This is a genomic window from Kitasatospora sp. NPDC006697 (assembly GCF_042869935.1).
GTDB lineage: Bacteria > Actinomycetota > Actinomycetes > Streptomycetales > Streptomycetaceae > Kitasatospora.
In genome coordinates this window covers 115,975-136,611 of sequence record NZ_JBIAGU010000021.1, presented here as the reverse complement: position 1 = coordinate 136,611, position 20,637 = coordinate 115,975, and the positions used below count along the sequence as shown (strand labels likewise).

General features: G+C 74.7%; 22 protein-coding genes. 13 read left to right on the top strand and 9 right to left on the bottom strand.

Translation table 11 applies throughout. The features are described 5' to 3' along the window. Nucleotides 1-3 precede the first annotated feature (3 nt). From ACFYNO_RS26915 to ACFYNO_RS26900, 4 genes are all read right to left on the bottom strand, one after another. Nucleotides 4-477: a hypothetical protein gene (locus ACFYNO_RS26915; protein WP_388017659.1), complete on the bottom strand. Its 474-nt coding sequence runs from the start codon at nucleotides 475-477 to the stop codon at nucleotides 4-6. Next, nucleotides 474-1,010, bottom strand: coding sequence for an RNA polymerase sigma factor (locus ACFYNO_RS26910; protein WP_388017657.1), 537 nt, complete (start codon nucleotides 1,008-1,010; stop codon nucleotides 474-476). The genes ACFYNO_RS26915 and ACFYNO_RS26910 overlap by 4 nt, the downstream gene beginning before the upstream one ends. A gap of 8 nt (nucleotides 1,011-1,018) precedes the next feature. Next, entirely contained in the window at nucleotides 1,019-1,915 is an 897-nt protein-coding gene (locus ACFYNO_RS26905; protein ID WP_388017654.1) for an alpha/beta fold hydrolase, read from the bottom strand. Nucleotides 1,916-2,014: 99 nt separating this feature from the next. After that, nucleotides 2,015-2,968, bottom strand: coding sequence for a serine protein kinase RIO (locus tag ACFYNO_RS26900; RefSeq protein WP_388017651.1), 954 nt, complete (start codon nucleotides 2,966-2,968; stop codon nucleotides 2,015-2,017). A gap of 372 nt (nucleotides 2,969-3,340) precedes the next feature. On the opposite strand from ACFYNO_RS26900, the gene ACFYNO_RS26895 reads away from it, so the two are divergent. Then, a complete protein-coding gene (locus tag ACFYNO_RS26895; protein WP_388017648.1) occupies nucleotides 3,341-3,817 on the top strand; it encodes a VOC family protein in 477 nt (158 codons plus the stop codon). A gap of 58 nt (nucleotides 3,818-3,875) precedes the next feature. On the opposite strand, the gene ACFYNO_RS26890 is transcribed toward ACFYNO_RS26895, so the two are convergent. After that, complete coding sequence (locus ACFYNO_RS26890) at nucleotides 3,876-4,628, bottom strand: MBL fold metallo-hydrolase (RefSeq protein WP_388017645.1); 753 nt, start codon at nucleotides 4,626-4,628, stop codon at nucleotides 3,876-3,878. Nucleotides 4,629-4,729: 101 nt separating this feature from the next. Between ACFYNO_RS26890 and ACFYNO_RS26885 the strand changes: the two genes are divergently transcribed. The 9 genes from ACFYNO_RS26885 to ACFYNO_RS26845 all read left to right on the top strand — a co-directional run bounded on the left by ACFYNO_RS26885 (nucleotide 4,730) and on the right by ACFYNO_RS26845 (nucleotide 12,140). After that, on the top strand, nucleotides 4,730-5,350 hold the full coding sequence (locus tag ACFYNO_RS26885) for a CGNR zinc finger domain-containing protein (protein ID WP_388017642.1): 621 nt from the start codon (nucleotides 4,730-4,732) through the stop codon (nucleotides 5,348-5,350). A 184-nt stretch (nucleotides 5,351-5,534) separates the two neighbouring features. Then, nucleotides 5,535-6,191, top strand: coding sequence for a formylglycine-generating enzyme family protein (locus tag ACFYNO_RS26880; RefSeq protein WP_388017639.1), 657 nt, complete (start codon nucleotides 5,535-5,537; stop codon nucleotides 6,189-6,191). 102 nt (nucleotides 6,192-6,293) lie between these two features. Then, a complete protein-coding gene (locus ACFYNO_RS26875) occupies nucleotides 6,294-7,007 on the top strand; it encodes a hypothetical protein (RefSeq protein WP_388017636.1) in 714 nt (237 codons plus the stop codon). 62 nt (nucleotides 7,008-7,069) lie between these two features. Then, complete coding sequence (locus tag ACFYNO_RS26870; RefSeq protein WP_388017634.1) at nucleotides 7,070-7,834, top strand: YcnI family protein; 765 nt, start codon at nucleotides 7,070-7,072, stop codon at nucleotides 7,832-7,834. A 131-nt stretch (nucleotides 7,835-7,965) separates the two neighbouring features. Then, nucleotides 7,966-8,223, top strand: a complete 258-nt coding sequence (locus ACFYNO_RS26865) for a hypothetical protein (protein WP_388017631.1) — start codon at nucleotides 7,966-7,968, stop codon at nucleotides 8,221-8,223. 146 nt (nucleotides 8,224-8,369) lie between these two features. Then, the gene (locus tag ACFYNO_RS26860) at nucleotides 8,370-9,479 is read left to right on the top strand and encodes a TerD family protein (protein WP_388017628.1); all 1,110 of its coding nucleotides are present in this window, start codon (nucleotides 8,370-8,372) and stop codon (nucleotides 9,477-9,479) included. Between the two features lie 153 nt (nucleotides 9,480-9,632). Then, entirely contained in the window at nucleotides 9,633-10,094 is a 462-nt protein-coding gene (locus ACFYNO_RS26855) for a carboxymuconolactone decarboxylase family protein (protein WP_388017625.1), read from the top strand. A gap of 348 nt (nucleotides 10,095-10,442) precedes the next feature. After that, nucleotides 10,443-11,033, top strand: coding sequence for a TetR/AcrR family transcriptional regulator (locus tag ACFYNO_RS26850; protein WP_388017622.1), 591 nt, complete (start codon nucleotides 10,443-10,445; stop codon nucleotides 11,031-11,033). Between the two features lie 54 nt (nucleotides 11,034-11,087). Continuing rightward, nucleotides 11,088-12,140, top strand: coding sequence for an NAD(P)-dependent oxidoreductase (locus ACFYNO_RS26845; RefSeq protein ID WP_388017620.1), 1,053 nt, complete (start codon nucleotides 11,088-11,090; stop codon nucleotides 12,138-12,140). On the opposite strand, the gene ACFYNO_RS26840 is transcribed toward ACFYNO_RS26845, so the two are convergent. Next, on the bottom strand, nucleotides 12,133-12,918 hold the full coding sequence (locus ACFYNO_RS26840) for a glutamate racemase (protein WP_388017704.1): 786 nt from the start codon (nucleotides 12,916-12,918) through the stop codon (nucleotides 12,133-12,135). The genes ACFYNO_RS26845 and ACFYNO_RS26840 overlap by 8 nt on opposite strands. 389 nt (nucleotides 12,919-13,307) lie before the next feature. Here ACFYNO_RS26840 and ACFYNO_RS26835 point away from each other — a divergent pair, with 389 nt between their 5' ends. Then, on the top strand, nucleotides 13,308-14,054 hold the full coding sequence (locus tag ACFYNO_RS26835; RefSeq protein WP_388017617.1) for an SDR family NAD(P)-dependent oxidoreductase: 747 nt from the start codon (nucleotides 13,308-13,310) through the stop codon (nucleotides 14,052-14,054). 7 nt (nucleotides 14,055-14,061) lie between these two features. Here the strand turns inward: ACFYNO_RS26835 and ACFYNO_RS26830 are convergent, their stop codons facing one another. Beyond that, nucleotides 14,062-14,856: a crotonase/enoyl-CoA hydratase family protein gene (locus ACFYNO_RS26830; protein WP_388017614.1), complete on the bottom strand. Its 795-nt coding sequence runs from the start codon at nucleotides 14,854-14,856 to the stop codon at nucleotides 14,062-14,064. An 85-nt stretch (nucleotides 14,857-14,941) separates the two neighbouring features. Between ACFYNO_RS26830 and ACFYNO_RS26825 the strand changes: the two genes are divergently transcribed. Further along, entirely contained in the window at nucleotides 14,942-15,625 is a 684-nt protein-coding gene (locus ACFYNO_RS26825) for a VOC family protein (protein ID WP_388017611.1), read from the top strand. 21 nt (nucleotides 15,626-15,646) lie between these two features. Here ACFYNO_RS26825 and ACFYNO_RS26820 read toward each other — a convergent pair whose 3' ends face one another. After that, nucleotides 15,647-16,564 (bottom strand): hypothetical protein, encoded by a 918-nt coding sequence (locus tag ACFYNO_RS26820; protein WP_388017608.1) that lies wholly within the window; start codon nucleotides 16,562-16,564, stop codon nucleotides 15,647-15,649. Nucleotides 16,565-16,756: 192 nt separating this feature from the next. Next, nucleotides 16,757-18,826: an MDR family MFS transporter gene (locus ACFYNO_RS26815; RefSeq protein WP_388017605.1), complete on the bottom strand. Its 2,070-nt coding sequence runs from the start codon at nucleotides 18,824-18,826 to the stop codon at nucleotides 16,757-16,759. A 204-nt stretch (nucleotides 18,827-19,030) separates the two neighbouring features. On the opposite strand from ACFYNO_RS26815, the gene ACFYNO_RS26810 reads away from it, so the two are divergent. Next, complete coding sequence (locus ACFYNO_RS26810) at nucleotides 19,031-20,224, top strand: chorismate-binding protein (protein WP_388017602.1); 1,194 nt, start codon at nucleotides 19,031-19,033, stop codon at nucleotides 20,222-20,224. The last annotated feature ends 413 nt before the right edge of the window (nucleotides 20,225-20,637 follow it).

Below are 20,637 nucleotides of genomic sequence, written 5' to 3'. Positions count from 1 at the left end.
CCCCTAGCCCCGCAGCCGCGGGTGGTCCGCGAAGCGCCGCAGTGCCGTGTCGCCGAGCCGGCCGGTGAGCGGGCGCAGCAGGCGGGCGGCGGGGGAGCGCAGGCCGCCGAGGGTGGCGAAGCGGGTGCCGTCGCCCTCCGGGACGGCGGCCATCGCGCCCAGCACGAAGCGGCTCTGCATCAGGCACCAGCCGGGGCGGAGCACCACCTCGAAGTCGGCGCGCTGGCCCAGGACGCCGACGGCGTGGGCGGTGCGGCGCTCGTCGGCGTCGGTGCCGGAGGTGAACCGGAAGCTGCGCACGCTGGGGAGCAGGTGCGGCAGTTCGGCCTCCAGATCGGCGGCGACGGCCCAGACCCGGTCCAGCGGGGCGGGGAGCACGAGTTCGCGCAGGCGGTAGGTGCCGCCCGGCAGGGCCGCGGCCAGGATCCGGAGCCGGCGGACCGGGTCGAGCTCGGCGGTCGTCCAGTCCCCGGTCATGACTCCCACACCTTCCGAAAGCTCTTCCGCGCCCGGGCCAGCCGGGACCGCACGGTGCCGAGCGGGACGTCCAGCACCGAGCTGGCCGCCGCCTCGTCCAGGCCGGCCAGGTCGCGGACCAGCAGGACGGCGCGGTGCTCGGGGGTCAGCCGGGCCAGGGCGTCCTCGATGTCGGCGGCCAGCTGCGGGTCGCCGGCCGCGCGCAGCTCGGCCAGCGGCTCGGCGACGGTGCGGCCGGCCCGCTGGGCGGTGCGGACGGCCTCGCGCACCGCGATGGTGCGGACCCAGCCGAGCAGCGCGGCCGGCTCGCGCAGCTGCCGCAGCCCGCGCAGGATCACGATCAGCGCCTCCTGGGCCGCGTCCGGACCGTCCTGGCGGGCGATCGGCCCGCAGATCCGGCCCACGTAGGGCGCCAGCAGCTCCATCAGCTCCGCGACGGCCAGCGGCTCCCCGCGCTGGGCGGAGCGCACCAGCACCGGGTCGATGCCGGGCGCCTGCCCCGCACCGCCGCCGACCGCCGCGCCCTGGCTCACGACCGCCCTCATTCCTTCTCGGCCCGGGGCATTCTGACAGTCCGCCGGAAGTGCTCGCGCGCCGCCCCGGCGACCACCGCAGGCGCCTCCTCGGGCAGCAGATGGCCGCCCGGCACGACCCGGACGTCGATCCCGTGGACTTCCGGTGCGGGCCTGGTCACCGGGTCGCGGTCGCCGCAGAGCATCAGGGTGGGCACGGTCAGCCGCCGGTCGCGGTGCCGACCGGTGGCCAGCGCCGGGATGTCGTGCAGCACGAACTGCCAGAGCAGCTGCTCGGCGACCCGGGCCCGGTCCGGCGCGCGGAGCGCCTGGACGAACTCCTCCAGCACCGCCGGCTCCCAGCAGGACGGGTCGGCCGTCCAGTGCCGGAGCAGGAAGCGGGTGAAGCCCGGCCAGTGCCGCAGCACCCGGCGGCCGATCCCCGGGTACTCCCAGAAGGCCGTGTACCAGAACCGCCAGGCGTCCAGCGGAAGCCGGCCCTGCGGCCGGCGCCACGGGTGCGAGGTGTTCAGCGCCAGGAAGGAGGCGACCCGGTCGGGCGCGGCCAGGCAGAGCAGGAAGCCCAGCCAGCCGCCGCACTCGTGGCCCACCAGCCGCACCGGCTCGCGCAGTTCGAGTGCGTCCAGCACCGCCACGAGGTCCGCCACCAGCCCGGCGCTGTGGTACCCGCGCCGGGGTGCCTCGGACCAGCCGCAGCCGCGCAGGTCCAGGCAGAGCACCCGGTGGTCGGCGGCCAGCTCCGGGACCACCCGGTGCCACGCGTACCAGTGCTGGGTGAAACCGTGCAGCAGCAGCACGGGCGGGGCCTCGGCCGGGCCGGCCTCGGCGATGTGGAAACTGATGCCGCGTGCGCTGACGAACCGGTGGCGCACGCCCGCCACCTCGGGCATCGGTCTGTCGCCCATGTCCCTTCCTCTCCTTCGCGGTGATCCGTTCGCGTTCTCGTGGAGAGAGAGGAAGGGCGGGGCGGCTTCTATCCTGTGACCTGGATCACCGTGCGGCCCTCAGTCGAGCCGGGCCTCGTAGGCCAGGCGGCGGGAGAGCTCGTCCACCGAGGCCTTGGGCAGGCCGCGGGCGGTGAACCAGGCGCCGACGTTGCGCACATCGCGCTCCAGGAAGGTGCGGCCGCGCGGGTTGGCGATCACGTCGACGATCTGCGGCACGTCGATGATCACCAGGCGGCCGTGGTGCACCAGGATGTTGTAGGCGGAGAGGTCGCCGTGGGCGTAGCCGCCGCGGGCGAGCAAGGCCAGGCTGTCGCCGAGCTGGTCCCAGAGGTCGGCCAGGTCGGCTTCCTCCGGGCGGACCTGGGCCAGGCGGGGCGCGGCCGTGCCGGAGTCGTCGCCGATGAACTCCATCAGGATCTCGGTGCCGAGGATCTGCACCGGATAGGGCACCGCCACGCCGACGCTCCACAGCCGGGAGAGGGCGGCGAACTCGGCGGCGGCCCACTGGCCGGCGATCACCTGCTTGCCGAACTCGGTGCGCCGGGCCATCGCCCGGCTGACCCGGGACTCCTTGTGGGCGCGGCCCTCCAGGTAGCCGGAGTCGCGGTGGAACATCCGGTGGTTGCCGTCGCGGTAGCGCTTGGCGGCCATCAGGGTGCGGCGGTCGGTGCCCGGCACGCCGCGCTCCAGCAGGAAGACATCGGCCTCCTTGCCGGTCTTCACGATACCGAACTCGGTGTCGACGGCGGCGAGTTCGGTGATCACCCAGTCGGGCCGGGGGTCCGGGCCCTTCTCGGTGGGGGTGGACTGGTCCCAGGTGGACCAGCGGTCGCCGGACGGCGGACCGTCCAGCGGGGCATCGGCGGCCGGCTCGGCCAGCTGCTCGATCGCGTCGGCGTACGGCTGGTACTCGACGGCGTCGTCCAGGAAGGAACGACGGCCGGGGTTCTTGCCGCGACCCTTGCCACGGATGCGGGAGAAGGAGTCGGCGTCGGAAAAGCGCTCGCGCACTGCGGTGGTCTCCTGTGGAGAAGGCCCACCGGAGGGTGCGTCAGCGGACGACTCGTCAGCCGGCGGGCAGGGAAGAGGGGGAGGCGTATGGCGCGCACGACAGGGCGCGCCGCGTCACGGCGGCAACCACGATGGTGCACCTCCTCCTTCACCCGGCCGGGCAGCGCTCAGCGCTCCGGCTCCCTACGGGAACACGGCGATGCTATCGGCCGGGCTCCGGCGTGCACAGTCATTTTTTGCTCCGTAGCCGGCGCGGGCGCCGCGCGCCGACGGGCGGTTGCCGGTGGCAGGCGGTACTGATGGGGACGGGCGGGTGCGACCCGCCCGTCCCCGTTCGTGACCTCAGCACGCGACAGCTCCGGGAGGAAACCGATGACCGGTCCGCTCACCACCTGCCTCTGGTTCGACGGCCGCGCGGAGGAGGCCGCCGAGCACTACCTGTCGGTCTTCCCGGACTCCCGGATCGGCTCGGTGCTGCGCACCTCCGAGGCCGGCCCCGGGGAGCCGGGCACCGTGCTGACGGTGGAGTTCACGATCAACGGGCAGAAGTTCCTCGGCCTCAACGGCGGGCCGCAGTTCACCTTCAACGAGGCGGTCTCGTTCCAGATCCCGTGCGCGGACCAGGACGAGGTGGACCACTACTGGTCGCGGCTCTCCGAGGGTGGGGAGGAGAGCCAGTGCGGGTGGCTGAAGGACCGGTTCGGGGTCTCCTGGCAGGTGGTGCCGGCGGTGCTGCCCGAACTGCTGGGCGACCCCGACCCGGCCAGGGCCGCCCGCACCACCGAGGCGATGCTGAAGATGGGCAAGCTGGACATCGCCGCGCTGCGCCGGGCCTGGGCGGGGGAGTAGCGCGGTCGCGGGTCGGCTGGGCCGGGCGAGCCGGGAGGGGGCGGGCCGGTCGGGCGGATCAGGAGGCGAACCGAAGGCGGTCGGCGAGGCCGGCCGCGGCGAAGGCGGCGGTCAGCTGCTCGCGGCCCTCGGTGAAGTGGCCCCAGCTGTCGAAGTGGGCCGGTACCACCTGGCGGGCGCCCAGGACGGCGGCGGCCTCGGCGGCCTGGGCGCTGTCCAGGGTGAGCAGGGCGCCGTCCAGCAGCACGGTGCGGGCGGCGCCGGCGAAGAGCACGGCGGTGTCGACCGGGCCGAACCGCTCGGCGACCTCCCGGACCACCGCGAGCGAGGCGTTGTCGCCGCTCACGTAGACCGTGGGCAGGTCGGTGGCGGTCAGCACGAAGCCGACCACCTCGCCGGTCACCGGCTCGCAGCCCTCCGGGCCGTGCTGGGCGGGCGTGCCGGTGACGGTCAGTGAACCGCCGTCCGGGCGGGGCAGGGTGACGGACTCCCAGGGTGCCAGGCCGCGGGCCGCGCCGCCGAGCCGGCCGGCGCCGCCCGGGGTGGTGAGCACCAGCGGGACCTCGGCGAGGTAGGCGCGGCCGGCGGTGTCCAGGTTGTCAGGGTGCTCGTCGTGCGAGAGCAGCACGGCGTCGATCCGGCCCAGCTCGGCGGGGGTGACGGCGGTGGGGGCGGTCTTGGTCAGGGCGCGGTCCGGGCCGATCGGGTACTCGCCGGGGGCGTCGAAGGTCGGGTCGGTGAGCAGGCGAAGGCCGCCCAGCTCGATGAGCGCGGTCGGGCCGCCGAAGACGCGGATGGTGGTGGTCGTCATGGTGGTGCTGCTCCTCCTGATCGGCGGCTCCTCACGGTAAAGGAGCTCGTTTGCCGTGAGGTGAATCTAGCCATCCCTCACGGGGAAGCGCAAGGTTTAACATGAGGGGCATGACGGAGACCGCTGCTGCCGTGACCGCCGACGGTGTCGATCCGCTGCCACCCGCGCCCGGCGCCGCGCAGCACGTCGCGCTCGCCTTCGCCAACAGCCGGCTGACCCTGCCCGCCGGCGCGCTCGACCTGCTCGCCACGCCCGCCGCCGCCACCCGGTGGCTGGTCGACCACGGGTTGGCCCAGGAGGACGCGGTGCTCTACGAGTACTGCTCGGGGCGGTTGCGAGAGCTGCGCTCACAATTGAGAGCACTGCTCTCGTCACGGATCGACGGCGAGCCGGCCCAGCCCGAGGCGCTGGAGGCCGTCAACGCCGCGCTGACCACGGTGCCCGCCGCCGCCCTGCTCTACTGGGACGAGGCCCGCGGGCTGCACCGCGCCCTCGCCCACCCGTCGGACCGGGCCGCCATCCACGCCATGGCCGCGATCGCCGCCGACGCGGCCGAGCTGCTCACCGGCGAGGACGCCGACCGCCTCGCCCGCTGCGAGGCAGCGCCCTGCACCCGCTACCTGGTCCGCACCCACGCCGCCCGCCACTGGTGCTCCACGCGCTGCGGCGACCGCGTCCGCGCGGCGCGCGCCTACGCCCGGCGGACGCAGGCGAAAGCCTGACGGGGGCGGGTCCGGGCCCGGGGCTCCCTGGGCCCGCGGTGCGCGAGGCCGGCGGCGGGCCGGGCAGTGCACCGGCGGGGCCAGGTGCGCACCGGCCGCGAACTGTCACCGGAACCCGCGGAGACGGGGAGGATGGGGAGGGGATCTGACGGACCGTCGGAACCGGGGTTATGATCGGCCGATCATGGATCAGCTGATCAGCATCCCGGGTGGCTGGATCACCCTCTCCGACCGGCGCACCCAGCACCGCTGGGACGTGGAGCTCTCGCCCTACCGGATGGGCGCCTGTCCGGTCACCCAGGCCGAGTACGCCGAGGTGACGGGCGAGCGGCCGGCCGAGCACGACGGCGAGGACCGGCTGCCGGTCGAGACCGTCTCCTGGTGGGACGCCGTGCGCTACTGCAACGCGCGCTCCCAGCGCGAGGGGCTGCGGCCGGCGTACCGGTTCAGCGACCCCGAGAACGCCGTCTGGGACGCCGGCGCCGACGGCTACCGCCTGCCCACCGAAGCCGAGTGGGAGCACGCCTGCCGGGCCGGCAGCACCGGCCCGCACCACGGCGAACTGGACGCGATCGCCTGGTACCGGGAGACCTCCGGCGGGCGGCCGCAGCCGGTCGGGACGAAGGAGCCGAACGCCTGGGGGCTCTACGACATGCTCGGCAACGTCTGGAACTGGTGCTGGGACCTCTACGACGCCGAGGTCTACGGCAGCTACCGGGTGCTGCGCGGTGGCGGCTGGTTCGACGAGTCGTGGAGCTGCCGCGCCTCGGCGCGGCGGCGCAGCCACCCCACGTTCCGGGTGGAGGACGTCGGCTTCCGGGTCGCCCGCTCCGGGGGGTGACGGGGGTTGACGGGGTTGACGGGTCGGACGACCCGGGCGGCCCGGCCGGGTCCGCCGGGCCACCTGTCGCCGCGCGCCCGCCGGTGCCATGATGGCCCGGCCATGCCTCACCCCGTCCAGTCCGCGCCCGGTGCCCCGAGTGCGGCGAGTGCCGAGCCCGCGGCCGTGCCGCGCCGGGTCGCCGCGCTGGACCTGAACCTGGCCCGCTCCGTCCCCTTTGCGACGGTCTGCGTGCTCTTCGGGGCGAGCGGCCACCTGCTCGGGTCGGGTAGCCCCGTGCCGCTCGGCGCGATGCTGTTCGGCTGGCTGCTCGCGCTGGCCGTGGCGATCCGGGCCGCCCGCCGGGAGCGGTCGCTGCGGGCGATCACCGGCGGCCTGGCGGTCGGTCAGCTGGCGCTCCACCTGCTCTTCCAGCTGGCCCAGGCCGTTCACCAGGCCCAGCCCGCCGGGCGGATGCCCGGGATGCCCGGTATGCCGGGCATGGACGCGACCGCCGCGCACCCCCTGTTCGCCGTCACCCCCGCGATGCTGCTCGGCCACGTGCTCGCCACCGTCGCCGCGGGCTGGTGGCTGCGCCAGGGGGAGGCGGCCCTGTGGCGCCTGGCCGGCACCGGCTCCCGCGCCGCCGCGGCCACCTGGCGGTGCGCCGCCGCCGTGCGCACCGTGCGGGCGCTGCTCGGCGCGGCCGTCCCGGCCGCGACCCGGGGCCGGGCGCCCCGGTTCGTCCCCGCCGCCCCGCCCAGTCGGCCGCCCGGACGGCCGGCGCTGCGGCACTCCCTGGCCAGGCGCGGTCCGCCGGTGCCGGTGGCTCGCTGACCGACAGCGAGCCACCGCCAGCCACCGTCAACCACCAGCACCGGCCAACTCGGAGTACCCCCATGCCATTTCCCAAGCCGCTTCCCGTCCGCGCCGCCGTCGCATCCGTCCTCGCCGCCGGCGCCGTGCTGCTCGCCGCGCTGCCCGCCGCCGCGCACGTGACCGTGCAGCCGTCCAGCGTCGCGGCCGACGCCACCGACCAGACCTTCGCCTTCCGGGTCCCGAACGAGCAGGACGGCGCCAGCACCACCAAGGTCGAGATCGACCTCCCGAGCGACACCCCGATCCCGTCCGCCCTGGTCGCCCCCGTGCCGGGGTGGACCGACCAGATCCAGACCGCCAAGCTGGCCACCCCGATCCACACCGACGACGGCGACATCACCGAGGTGGTCTCGCAGATCGTCTGGACCGGCGGCCAGATCGCGCCCGGGCACTACCAGGACTTCACCGTCGACTTCGGCGCACTGCCGACCGGCACCGACAAGGTCGTCTTCAAGGCGCTGCAGACCTACAGCGACGGCAGCGTGGTGCGCTGGATCGACGTGCCGAAGGACGGTCAGCCGGAGCCGCAGCACCCGGCGCCGGTGCTGCACCTGACCGCGGCGGCCGACTCCGCCGCCTCGAAGGCGCCCTCGGCTGCGGCTTCCGCTGCTGGGGCCTCCGCCCCGGCCGCCGCGGCCGCCGTGCCTGTGGCGGTGGCGAAGGACGACGCCGACAGTGACGGCACCGCGCGGGTGCTAGGCGTGGTCGGCATCGCGGTCGGCGCGCTCGGCGTGGCCTCCGGTGTGCTGATCGGACGCCGCCGCGGCACCGGCTCGGCGGACTAGTCCGGGAGGGGACGGGTAGGCGCAGGTCGGGGCCCGGACGCCGGTGGGCGCCCGGGCCCCGTTCGTATACCTACCCCGGCGCGCGCCGGAGCTCGTGGGGCAGTAGTGTGTCCGCCGCGTGAGGAGGCGTGATGATTGCTGGACCGGGATTCTGGGACGCGGAGATAGCGGGGGCGGGTTGGCGGCGGGTGCCGAACCCCGGCCTGGCCGACTTCCCCGAACTGGCCGCACGCGGCACGGCGTGGGGGCGGAACGCCTACGTCCGCGGCGGGCAGCGGCTGGTGATGGAGTGGTCGGACATGGTGACGCTGGCCGCCGTGCTGCTGAACGGCGTACCGCGGACGGTGGCCACCGAGGCGGAGCTCGCGGCGGTGGTCCGGGGCACCTGAGGCCGGTCGGCGCCTCCGGCGTTACGGCCGCCGAATGATCGCGTCCGGTGGGAACCAACCCGGCCTCGATCGGCGTTATCGGGCACGAAAGCCCGTCACCGGCCGGTCGGTGGCCGGCGGGCGGGTTCGGTTATGGAGGAACGTCCATGGGTGAGGCCCTGACGAAGGGCGGCAACGTCTCCCTGGGCCGGCAGGCGCCAGGGGTCGGCACGGTGTTGGTGGGTATGGGGTGGACGGCCGATCCGGCCTACGACCTCGATGCCAGCGCCCTGCTCTGCGACGGTGACGGCCGGGTCGTCTCCGACGAGCACTTCGTCTTCTTCAACAACCTGCGCAGCCCCGACGGCTCGGTCCGGCACCACGGCAGCACGGTCGACGGCAGCGCCGGGCCGGGCGACCGGCAGCAGATCGAGGTCGAGCTGGCCTCGGTGCCGGCCGTCGTGCAGAAGATCGTCTTCGCCGTCGCGATCTACGACGCCGCCCAGCGCCGGCAGAGCTTCGGCTCGGTGCGGCAGGCGTTCGTCCGGCTCGCCGATCCGGGCAGCGGTACGGAGATCGCCCGCTACCAGCTGGCCGACGAGCCGCGCACCGAGACCGCGATGGTCTTCGGCGAGCTGTACCGGCACAACGCCGACTGGAAGTTCCGGGCGATCGGCCAGGGGTACGCCAGCGGGCTGGCGGGCATCGCGACCGACTACGGGGTGGCGCTGCTCCAGGCTCCGGCTCCGGCCTCGCCTCCGCCTCCGCCTTCGGTGGCTGTACCTGCTCCGGCTCCGACCTCCGCGCCCGCGCCAGCGCCCGTGCCGGTCTACCAGTCCGCGGCGGCGGCCGCCGCCCAGCCCGTCCCCGTCACCCCGAGGAGTACGCCCGTGACCTGCTTCTTCGATCCCTCGCACGGTGTCGGCGGCACGGCCGTCGTGTGGTCCCCGCAGTGGGGCGTGCCGCGGCAGGTCCAGGCCTGCGCCGTCTGCGCCCAGCGGGTGCAGACCACCGCGCCGCCGTTCTACACCCCGCCGCAGCCGGTTCAACACGGCTACCCGCAGCCGGTCCAGCAGGGCTACCCGCAGCAGGCCGGTTACCCCCAGCAGCAGGGCCAGCAGCCGCCGGACCAGCAGCGGCGCTACGGCACGGGTGCGCTGATCGGCGCGGGCGTGGCGGGCGTGCTCGGCGGTGTGCTGCTCGACGAGGCGTTCAGTGACGACCGGCCGGACGTCGTGGTGAACAACTACTACGAGGACGACGACGGCTTCTTCTAAGCCGAGAAGCCGAGAAACCCAGGTACCCATATACCCAGATACCGACAGACCGCTCGCCGCACCGGGCCCGCCCGTCACACCGCCCGCCGCCGATCCGTCAGTGCTGCGCCGGAGCGATCCGCTCCGATCCGCCGCAGCCGAGGAGGCGCAGCCGTGCAGGCTCGTATGCAGAACCCCGCCGTGGTCATCCCCGAGGCCGTCCCGGCCGTCCTGGACCTGCTCAAGGCCGTGCGGTCGGGCGGAGTCCCGGAGCGCACGCTGGAGTTGGTGAACCTGCGGGCCGCCCAGCTGAACGGCTGCAGCGCCTGTGCGGACGCGGGGGTGCGCAGCGCCCGCCGGGCGGGGGAGGCGGACGAGCGGCTGTTCGCGGTGGCCGCCTGGCGGGACACCCGCTGCTTCACGGCGGCCGAGCGGGCGGCGCTCGCCCTGACCGAGGCGGCGACCCGCCTGGCGGACCTGCCATCCGGCGCGCGGGTGCCGGAGGAGGTCTGGCAGGAGGCCGCCGCGCACTACGACGAGCGGCAGTTGGCCGCGCTGGTGCTGGCGATCGGCACCGCCAACCTGCTCAACCGGCTCAATGTGACGACTCGGCAGGTTGCCGGTATGCCTTGGTGATTCAGGCGTCCTGGGCGGGCCAGCGGCGAGTCGAGGTCGAACCCGGAGTGCTCCAGGCCCAGTCGGGTACCGGTGCGCTCGGGCTCCAGCCGCCAGGGGAGCCGGCGGCTGGCAGGAGCCGGCGGCGGAGCGGGGCGGCCTCTTCCGCGAACTGCTCGACGTGCAGCGCGACCGGGGGTAGCGGCGGGGGACGGTCGATGCCGATGGTGACCGTCGAGGTGGCGGGCCCATCGGCATCGGTCCCCGGCTCGGCCGGCCCTGAAGGGCCGTGTCCCGGTGTGCGCCGGCCGAGCCGGGGCACCGTGCTAGGTTTCCGCCTAGATACCCTAGGAACCCCGAAGGAGACGCATGGCGCGCGCAGGCCTCACCGCTGCTCGGCTCACCGAGGCGGCGGCCCGGCTGGCGGATGAGAAGGGGCTGGACCGGCTGACCGTCTCCGGGCTCGCGCGGGAGTTCGGGGTGAAGGACGCCAGCCTCTACTCGCACGTGCGGAACCTGCGTGAGCTCCGGGTGCGGGTGGCGCTGCTCGCCGCCGAGGAGATGAGCGAGCGGATCGCCCTCGCCGTCGCCGGGCGGGCGGGCAAGGACGCGCTGCTCGCCTTCGCCGATGCCTACCGCGAGTTCGCGCTCGCCCATCCGGGGCGGTACGCGGCCGCGCAGTTGCAGTTCGAGCCGGAGGAGATCGCCGGCTCGGTCGGCTTCGCGCGCGGGGTGGAGCTGACCCGCCGGGTGCTGCGCGCGTACGGACTGGCCGAGCCGGACCTCACCGATGCCGGACGGCTGCTGCGCGCGGCCTTCCACGGCTACATCCACCTGGAGCTGAACCAGGGCTTCGCCGACAGCCGGGTGGTCGAGGAGTCCTGGCGCCGCTCGCTGGAGGCCCTGCACATCACCCTCGCGAACTGGCCCGTCCGCGGCGGTGCCGAAGCTTCCACGTGACATGGCACCGGCTCGGCTGGTATCCAGGAGTTGATCTTCGAGCCGGGGGAGCCGATGCGCGTACTGCTGCTGGACGCGGCGCCAGGTGTGCTGCTCGACCGCGAACTGGCGCGGGTGGTGGAGCACGGACTCGCCGCCACGCTCAACCTGCGGCGCGTCGAGCGGCCTGCCGAGGTGCGCGGGCGCTGGGGCGGGCGGATCGGGTTCACCGACTTCGACCCGTTCGACGAGCGGGCGCTGATCGCCGAGCTGTGCCGGGACGGCCTCGGCTACCAGGCCGTCAAGTCCCGGGCCGGAGTGCCGTTCCGGGCGCCGCTGCTGGCCGCCGCCGGCGCGCCCGGACTGCGCGAGCCGCTGCGGGTGATCGGCCGGGCCGGCGCCGGGACCGACCACGTGGACCTCGTGGCCGCCGCCCGCCACGGCGTCACCGTCACCCACACGCCCGGATCCAACGCCGGCGCCGTCGCCGAGTTCGCCCTCGCCCAGCTGCTCGCGCTCACCCGGGATCTGACGCTCCATCATGCGAGGGCGCGGGCCGGCCGCTGGGGCGCCCCCGCCGTGCCCGCCCGGGAGCTGGGCGAACTCGCCCTGGGCATCCTCGGCTTCGGCCGGATCGGCAGCGCACTCGCCCAGCGGGCGCAGGCCCTGGGCATGAGCGTCCGCACCCTTGCCCGACCAGGCCGGCCCGTTCCGGTCGGGGTCACCGAAGTGGCCGACCTGTCGGAGCTGTTGAGCACCAGCGACGTGCTCTCGCTGCACCTGCCGCTCACCGAGCGGACCCGGGGGCTGATCGGGGCGACCGAGCTGCGCCGGCTGCCGCCGGGCGCGATCCTGCTGAACACCGCGCGCGGCGGCATCGTCGACGAACAGGCGCTGGCCGACGCGCTGCACGACCCCGGACACCCGCTCGCCGCAGCCGCCGTGGACACTTTCGCCCATGAGCACGCCGCCTTCGCCTCCCCGCTGCTCGGCGCCCCGCACACCCTGCTCACCCCGCACCTGGCCGGGATGACCGCGACCGCCATGGCCGAGGCCGCCCTGCGCTGCGCGGACCAGATCGCGGCGCTGCTCGCCGGGCGGCCGGCGGGAGTGCCGGTGGTCAGCTGAGCAGCGGACCGGCCGTGGCGAGGCCGCGCGACAGCAACCGACCCTCCGGGTAGGCGAGGGCGGCCGGCGGCAGGCCCTCGAGCCGTCCGCTGCGCAGGCTGGTGACGCCGCCGGTGGCGGGCGCGTCGGAACGCGGTGGCAGGCCGAGCGCCTTGAGGGCCGCCGCGGCGAGGCGCGGGGCGGTGCCGTGCAGCACCGGCACCTCGCGGCCGGCGAGGCGGAAGGCCGTCCGGATCCGGGGGCCGATCAGGTCGTAGTGGGTGCAGGCGAGGGAGACCGAGCGGACCCCCGGCGGGGTCAGGGCGACCGCCTCGGCCAGCGTCGCGGCGACCGCCTCGTCGTCCGCGCGTTCGATCGCCTGGGAGAGGCCGTCGCAGGCGACCGGGGTCGCCGCGCGGTCCGCGGCGAGGTCGCGCAGCAGGCACCGCATCCCCTCGCTGCGCACCGCCGCCGGCGTGCCCCAGACCGCGAACGGGCCGCCCAGCGCGACCGCGTCGGCGATCGGCGGCACCGTCTCCAGCAGGGCGGTGCCCGGCCGCAACTGGTCGCGGATCGCCGGCAGGGCGACCAGGCAGGCGGTGTTGCAGGCGACGATCAGCGCGTCGGGCTCGAAGCCGGCCGCCGCCCCGGCGACCAGCACCGCACGGGCCGTCAGCTCCTCCGGCGAGCGCACGCCCCAGGGCAGGCCGTCGGGGTCGGTGGAGAGCACCAGGTCCGCGTCGGGGCGCAGGCGGCGGACCGCGGCGGCGGTGGCCAGCAGCCCGAGCCCCACGTCCATCAGCGCGATCCGCGGCGGCCGCCCGGCGCCCGGCGGGTGCGGCCGGCCCGTGGCGTGGTGCGGAGCGGGTCCCATGGTGTCCTCCGGGGTGGTCCTCGGTCTCGTCGGAAGGACCAAGTCTCGGCGGGGGCGACCGGGCGGCGACAGGGCCAATCGGGATCAGGTGGCCTGATGGGCCTCCTCCTGCGCCGTGTGCGGAACGGCGGAGCGCGCGGCCGGCCGGGAGCCGTTTCACCCGCCCGCTGTGCCACTGCCCAATCCTTCATCATGGCACGCCGGGCGGGGCCGTGGGGATCAGCCGATCGGTGCGAGCCCGCTACCAGTTCGGGTATGCACCGATACCCGAACTGGTCTGGTCAGCCCTGCCCCGGCGGTGGTCCACTCGACCCATGACAGAGACCATCGCCTTGGTGACCGGTGCCAACCGCGGTATCGGTCGGGAGATCGCCGCCCAACTCGCCGCCCGCGGCTGCACGGTGCTCGCGGGCTCGCGCAAACCGCCCGGCGAACCGGCCGCCGAACCCGGGCCGGCCGGCGGCCGGATCCACCACGTCCGACTGGACGTCACCGACCCGGCCGACATCGCCGCCGCGGCCGCCTGGGTCGAGGCCAGTTTCGGCCGGCTCGACGTGCTGGTGAACAACGCCGGTATCTCCGGCCCGCTGCAGGAGCAGACGCCCAGCACCACCAGCGTCGCCGTGCTCCGCGAGGTCTTCGAGACCAACGTCTTCGCCGTGCTCGCCGTCACCAACGCCCTGCTGCCGCTGCTCCGGCGCTCCCCGGCGGCCCGGATCGTCAACGTCTCCAGCGGCCTCGGCTCGCTCAGCTGGCTGGGCTCCCCGGCCAGCCCGGTCGGCGGCAGGCCGCCGTTCGCCGCCTACCCGCCGTCCAAGACCGCGCTCAACGCGCTCACCGTGCAGTACGCCAAGGAGCTGCGGCCGCACCGGATCCTGGTCAACTCGGTAGCCCCCGGGGCCTGCGCCACCGACTTCGTGAACGGCCTGCCGTTCGCCGAGAGCATCACCCGCACCGCGGCCGAGGGCGCGGCCGTCGCCGTCCGGCTCGCCACCCTGCCGCCCGAGGCGGAGGGCCCCAGCGGCGGCTTCTTCGACGACAACGGGGAGGTGCCGTGGTGACGGTCAGTCAGCCGCTGGGCTGAGCGGGGTCGGTAGGCGGATCGAAGCTGCCGTGCCGGCCGCTGCCCGCCGCGAACCGGGCCGCGCCCTGGGCGGCGCCGGCGGCGAGCGAGCGCTCGCCGTGCCGCCACTCGTTGCGCAGTGCCTCGTCCAGCGGCAGGCCGGGCTGCTCCAGGACGGAGAGGCGGTCCTCCCGCAGGCAGGTCTGCGGGAAGGCGGCGAGCTGCCCGGCGAGGGCCAGCGCGTCGGCGAGCGCCCGGCCGGGGGCGGCCAGGCGGTTGGCGAGCCCGATCCGGAGGGCCTCCTCGGCGTCGACCGGGCGGCCGGTGAGGATCAGGTCCAGCGCACGGGACTCGCCGATCAGGCGCGGCAGCCGCACGGTGCCGCCGTCGATCAGCGGCACGCCCCAGCGGCGGCAGAAGACGCCGAAGACCGCGTCGGCGGCGGCCACCCGCAGGTCGGCCCAGAGCGCCAGCTCCAGGCCCCCGGCGACGGCGTGCCCCTCCACGGCGGCGATCACCGGCTTTCCCAGCCGCAGCCGGGTCGGCCCCATCCCGGCCGGCCCCTCACCGGGGGCGCCGACCACCGCCTCACCGCGGGCCACCGCCTTGAGGTCGGCGCCCGCGCAGAAGGTGCCGCCGTGGCCGTGCAGCACCGCGACGGCCGCCGCCGGGTCGGCGTCGAATCGCTCGAACGCCTCGGTGAGCAGAGCGGCATGCTCCGCGTCGACGGCGTTGCGGACTTCGGGCCGGTCGAGCACCACCACGGTCACCGGTCCGTGCCGTTCCACTCGTACTGCCATGCCTTGGACCTCCTGGTGCCCGGTTCCTGACGTGCGCCCAGGTAACCTCCCCTACGGGCCGGTAGCAACGCGTGGGAGTGCGACCATGAGCGAGATCACTGACGGAATCAGGGCGCGCCAGTTCCACCTGGCCGAGGGCACCTCGGACTGGCGGGTGCTCGGCGAGGGGGCCTGCACCGTGTTCCGGGCCGGTTCGCTGGCGGCCGGAGCCCGGTTCGCGCAGGCCGTCGCCGAGCTGCCCGGGACCGGGCCCGGCCGCCCGGACCTCGACCTGCGGGCCGAGGGGGTGACGGTCCGCCTGATCACCGTGGCGGCCGGCTACTACGGGATGACCGAGCGCGACGTCGAGCTCGCCCGGCGGATCTCCGCGCTGGCCCGCGAGCTCGGGCTGGCGGCCGACCCGACCGCCGTGCAGACCGTGCAGGTCACCGTCGACGCCCTGGTCACCGCCGAGACGCTGCCGTTCTGGCGCGCCGTGCTCGACTACCGCGACCGCGGCGACAGCGGCGAGGACCTGCTCGACCCGCGGCGCCGCGGCGCGCCGTTCTACTTCCAGCCGATGGACCGGCCGCGCCCGCAGCGCAACCGGATGCACGTGGACGTCTGGGTGCCGCACGACCGGGCCGAGGCCCGGATCGAGGCCGCGCTCGCTGCCGGCGGCCGGCTGGTGACGGACGCCCACGCGCCCGGCCACTGGGTGCTCGCCGACTTGGAGGGCAACGAGGTGTGCGTCGGCGTGGCCGGCTGGCCCGGCCCGGAGGCCGACTGACCATCCGTCAGACCGGCACCGTCAGCCCGAGGCCGCCCCGTGGTCCGTCAGGTAGCGGGCGGTCTCCCGCAGCCAGGCATCGAAGCCGGCGATCCAGTCCCGCAGGGCCTGCGCCCGCCGGGCCAACAGCGGGTGCGGCGGGACCGCCGCCAGCGCCTCGAACTCCCGGGTCCGCACCGCTATCCGCCGGTGCACCTCGGCGGCCGCCGCCTCGTACGGCGCGCCAGCGTTCCGGGCCACCAGCAGCACCAGGTTGTGCACCTCGCCGCCGTACAGCTCCTTGCGCCAGGAGGCCAGGTCGTTGGTCCAGTTGATCACGTCCGAGGCGGCGTCCAGCAGCAGGTGGTGCCAGGGGTGGTCGAAGAGCTCGTCCGGCAGTGAGCAGCCGGCCAGGTGGTCGGCGCCGTCCAGGCTCTCCCGGATCGCCCCGGTGATCCGGCGCTGCACCACGTACTCCCGCTCGTCCGGCTGCCGGCCCGAGCGGCGCTCGGCGTTCTCCCGCACCAGCGCGGCCAGGTACTCCTCCAGGTGCCGGGCGAACCGGTCGCGGACCGGGTCGGCCGACGGCCCGTCGGACCCGTCCCACAGCTCCAGGAAGGCCGCGACGAACGGCGAGTCGTGCTCCGCCCGCCCGGTGTGCAGCGCCGTCCCCAGGGCCGCGAGCAGCCGGTGGCTGTCCCCGGCCGGGTCGGCGGAGGAGTCGAGGCGGTCGTCCAGCAGGAAGTACCAGCCCAGCCACTTCGCCTGCATCACCACCGAGGCGGCGTCCGCGGACGGGTTGGTGTGCGCGGCGAGGCTGCCGAAGCGGGCCAGCCGGAACCGCCGCTCGGTCTCCTGGTCGGGGAGCAGACCGCGGTCGCGGCACCACTCGGCGGTGCGGGCGTCGGCCTCGGCGGCCCGGCGGGCGAACTCGGGGGAGGGGGAGGCGGGTGCGGGCACCGGTCGGGTCCTCTCGGGCGACGGGACGGCCAGGCGGGGCTCGTTCGCGGCTGAGCGCAGGGCGTGGGCAGGCTAGCCGCCCACCACCATACGGTCCGGCTGACGGTCCGTCAGCTGATGGCGGCGGACCCGCTCCCGGGCGCCCTGCCTCGCGCTCCACCCCGCTCCGTGCCCCGCGCTCTACCCCGCGCCCTACCCCGCGCGCTGCACCGCGTGCGCACCGTTCCCGGACGGGATGCCGTTGGCCAGGTCCTCCGCCAGCAGCCGCTTGGCGATGCTGTCCACCGCCGCCCGCAGCTCGGCGCTGCGCGGGCGGCCGACGTCCGCCTCCAGCTCGGCGTTCAGCCAGTCCGACCAGGCCCGGGTGAGTGCCCGGGCCTCCGCCTCGCCCGCCGGGGTGTGGTCCAGGAAGTCCTCCCGGCGGTTCAGGTAGCCCTCGGCCACCATCCGGTCGAAGACCGGCTCCAGCACCTCCGGCGGAATCCGCTTGCGGGCCGCGATCAGGTTGAGCCGGGCGTGCCCCACCACCCGGGTCAGCAGCTCGACCTCCATCAGCGCCCAGGCCCCCGCCAGGTCCACCCGGGTGTCGGCCCCGGCGACGATGCCGCGCACCGTGTCCAGGTCCACCTGGCGGATGATCCGCGCCACGCTGTACTCCAGGTGCTGCAGCGCGTCGCTGCCGGTCGGCTGGGCGAAGCCCTCGCCCATGTCGGTGGAGCCGGCCCGGGCGCTGTCGCGCAGCTTCACCTGCTTGAGGAAGAGCGCCACCACGAAGCCCAGCAGCGCCACCGGCACCGTCCACAGGAAGACGGTGTGCAGGGTGTCCGAGTAGGCCGAGATGATCGGCGCGGCCTGGTCGGCGGGCAGGCGGTGCAGGCCCTCCGGGCTCTGCGCGGCCCTGGCCAGCGTGGCCGGGTCGGCGCCGGTCAGCCGGGCCGACTCCAGCACGCCCTTGCCCAGGTTGGTCTTCAAGGTGTTGGTGTAGATGGTGCCGAAGACGGCGGTGCCGAAGGAGCTGCCGATGGTGCGGAAGAAGGTGACGCCGGAGGTGGCGGTGCCCAGGTCCGCGTAGTCCACGGTGTTCTGCACGGCGATGGTCAGCACCTGCATGCAGAGCCCGATGCCGGCGCCGAGCACGAACATGTAGAGCGAGGCCAGCCAGGTGCCGGTGCCCGGCTTCATCAGCGAGAGCAGGTAGAGCCCGACCGCCATCACCAGCGAGCCGATGATCGGGAAGATCCGGTAGCGGCCGGTCTTGCTGACCACGTTGCCGCTGAAGATCGAGGCGATCAGCAGGCCGAGCACCATCGGCAGCGTCCGCACGCCGGAGACGGTGGCCGAGTCGCCGTCCACGTACTGCAGGTAGGTCGGCAGGAAGGTCATCGCGCCGAGCATCGCGAAGCCGACGATGAAGCTCAGCACCGAGCAGACCGCGAAGACCGGCGTGGTGAAGAGCCGCATCGGCAGCATCGGCTGCTCGGCGCGGGTCTCCACCCAGCAGAAGCCGGCCAGTGCCAGCACCCCGCCGACGAACAGTCCGATGATCATCGCAGAGCCCCAGGCGAACTGGTTGCCGCCCAGGCTGGTGGCCAGGATCAGCGCGCTCGCGCCGACCGCGACCAGGCCGATCCCCAGGTAGTCGACCACCGGCCGGACCACCGACTTCACCGCCGGCAGCGTGCGAGCCGCCGCGAAGACCACCACGATCGCGATCGGCACGTTGACGTAGAACGCCCAGCGCCAGGAGAGGTGGTCGGTGAAGAGGCCGCCCAGCAGCGGGCCGATCACCGTCGCCACGCCGAAGACCGCGCCGATCGCCCCCTGGTACTTGCCGCGCTCGCGCAGCGGGATGACGTCCGCGATCAGCGCCATCGACGTGACCATCAGTCCGCCGGCGCCCGCGCCCTGCAGCGCCCGCCAGGCGATCAGCAGCGACATGTCGGTCGCCAGCCCGCAGAGGAAGGAGCCGGTGATGAAGACGATCGCGGAGACCTGGAAGACCAGCTTGCGCCCGTACAGGTCGCCGAACTTGCCGACCAGCGCGGTGGCCACCGTCTCGGCCAGCAGGTAGGAGGTCACGACCCAGGACATGTGCGAGGCGCCGCCCAGGTCCGAGACGATGGTCGGCAGCGCGGTGCCGACGATGGTCTGGTCGAGGGCGGCCAGCAGCATGCCGAGCACGATGGTGCCGAAGACGATGTTGCGCTGGCGCACGTCCAGGACGGGCGGTGCGCTCTGCTGACTTTCGGCGTGCGTGGTCATAGGGGCAGGGTCACACCGGTGCGGCGGGGGCGCGAGGCGGGCGCGGCGGGGGAGTGACGGGAGAGCGGCGGTGGCGTGACCGGGGTGTGACGGGGCATGAGGAGCTGACTGCCAGTCAGTTCGATCGTCTGCGCACGTACTGCGTTCGGGGGATGCGGTGGATGCGTACGGTTGGCTCCGGTCACTCTGGGTACTCGATCGCACATGACTGACCTCCACGTTCTCCCCGAACGCGCGCGCCTGGTGACCACCGCCCGGGCCTGGGCCCATGCCCTGGCCGAGCACGCCGACCCGCACGAGGACCTCGTGGTCTACGGCGGCCCGGACACCTTCCTGGTCGGCGTCGGCAGCAGCGCCCGGCTCGCCCTCGACCCGGCCGACCCCGATCCCTGGCGCTCCGTCACCGACTTCCTCGACCAGGCGGCCGGCGCCCCGGTGCTCGGCCACCTCTCCACCGACCTGCTGCGCCCGCACGACCCCGCCGCCCCGCGGCCCGGCTACCCGGCGAGCTGGCTCTGCCTGCCCCGGCTGCTCTTCCAGGTCGACGGCACCGGCCCCACCGTGCTGCGCGGACGCCCCGGCCGGGACTGGGACGCGGTCCGCCCGGCCGACCTCGCCGCCGCCCGCTCCGCACCCCTGGACGGCACCGACGAGACCGGCCGCCCCGCCTACGAACAGGCCGTCCGCGACGCCCTCGACTGGATCGGCGGCGACCCCGAGCGCCGCTGCACCGTCGCCCGCCGGATCGAGATCGCCCCGGCCTTCCCGCTCAGCCGGCTGCTGCTCACCGGCCCGCAGCCCAACCCCACCTGCCGCCTCTTCCACATCCGCCACGACGGCTTCCAGATGTCCGGCAACAGCCCCGAACTGCTGGTCCACGGCAACCTCGCCGCCTTCCGCTCCTACCGCCTGGCCGGCACCCACCCCCGCCGCCACCTCGGCACCGCCGACCGCGAAGCCGCCGCCGCCTTCCTGCGCGACCACAAGATCCTCGCCGAACACGCCTCCACCCTCACCGCCTGGCGCCGCTCCCTGCGCCGCCTCGGCGCGGTGGTCGGCGCCGGCCCCACCGTCCTGGACCGCCACCGGCTGCGCCACCTGATGACCGTCCTCACCGTCCAGGCCGACCACGCCTCCCTCACCGACCTGCTCCGCGCCGCCCTCCCCGCCCCCGCCACCCCGCCCGCCCCGCTCCCCTTCCCCGCCGGCGCCTACCACGGCCTGGTCGGCCGCATCCAACCCGGCCGCCTGGCCCTCTCCAAGATCCTCCGCACCGTCTTCCAGGAATCCGGCCACACCTACGCCTACGCGGGCGCCACGGTCACCCGCGACTCCGTCCCGGCCGGCGAATGGGCGGACACCTGCCACAAGTTCGCGGACATCGAGGTGCCGGTGTAGCGGGGGGATGTCATGGATCGGCCGGACCGGGAGGGTGGGACTGACCCGACGGTAGCATCACAGCTTCGCAACTCCCCTACGTACAAGGTGATCTGACTGACAGTCTGCTGATCTCTGTTCCGTCCTGAGGAGATCAGCGCATGTCCACCCCTGCCCCGAACCAGTCCCCCGCCTGGGGCCAGCCGCCACAGCAGCCCGGCCCCGGTTGGGGGCAGCAACCCATTCCGCCGAAGAAGAGCGGCGCCGGCAAGAAGGTCGGCCTCGGCTGCCTGGGAGCGGTCGGCGTCGTCGTCCTCATCGGGGCGATCGGTGCTGCCGTGGACAAGAAGTCCGGTACCACTACAGCCGCCGCCGTCCCGTCCACCTCCAGCGCGACCACTCCCGCTGCTGCCGCCCCCGCCGTGGACGCACCC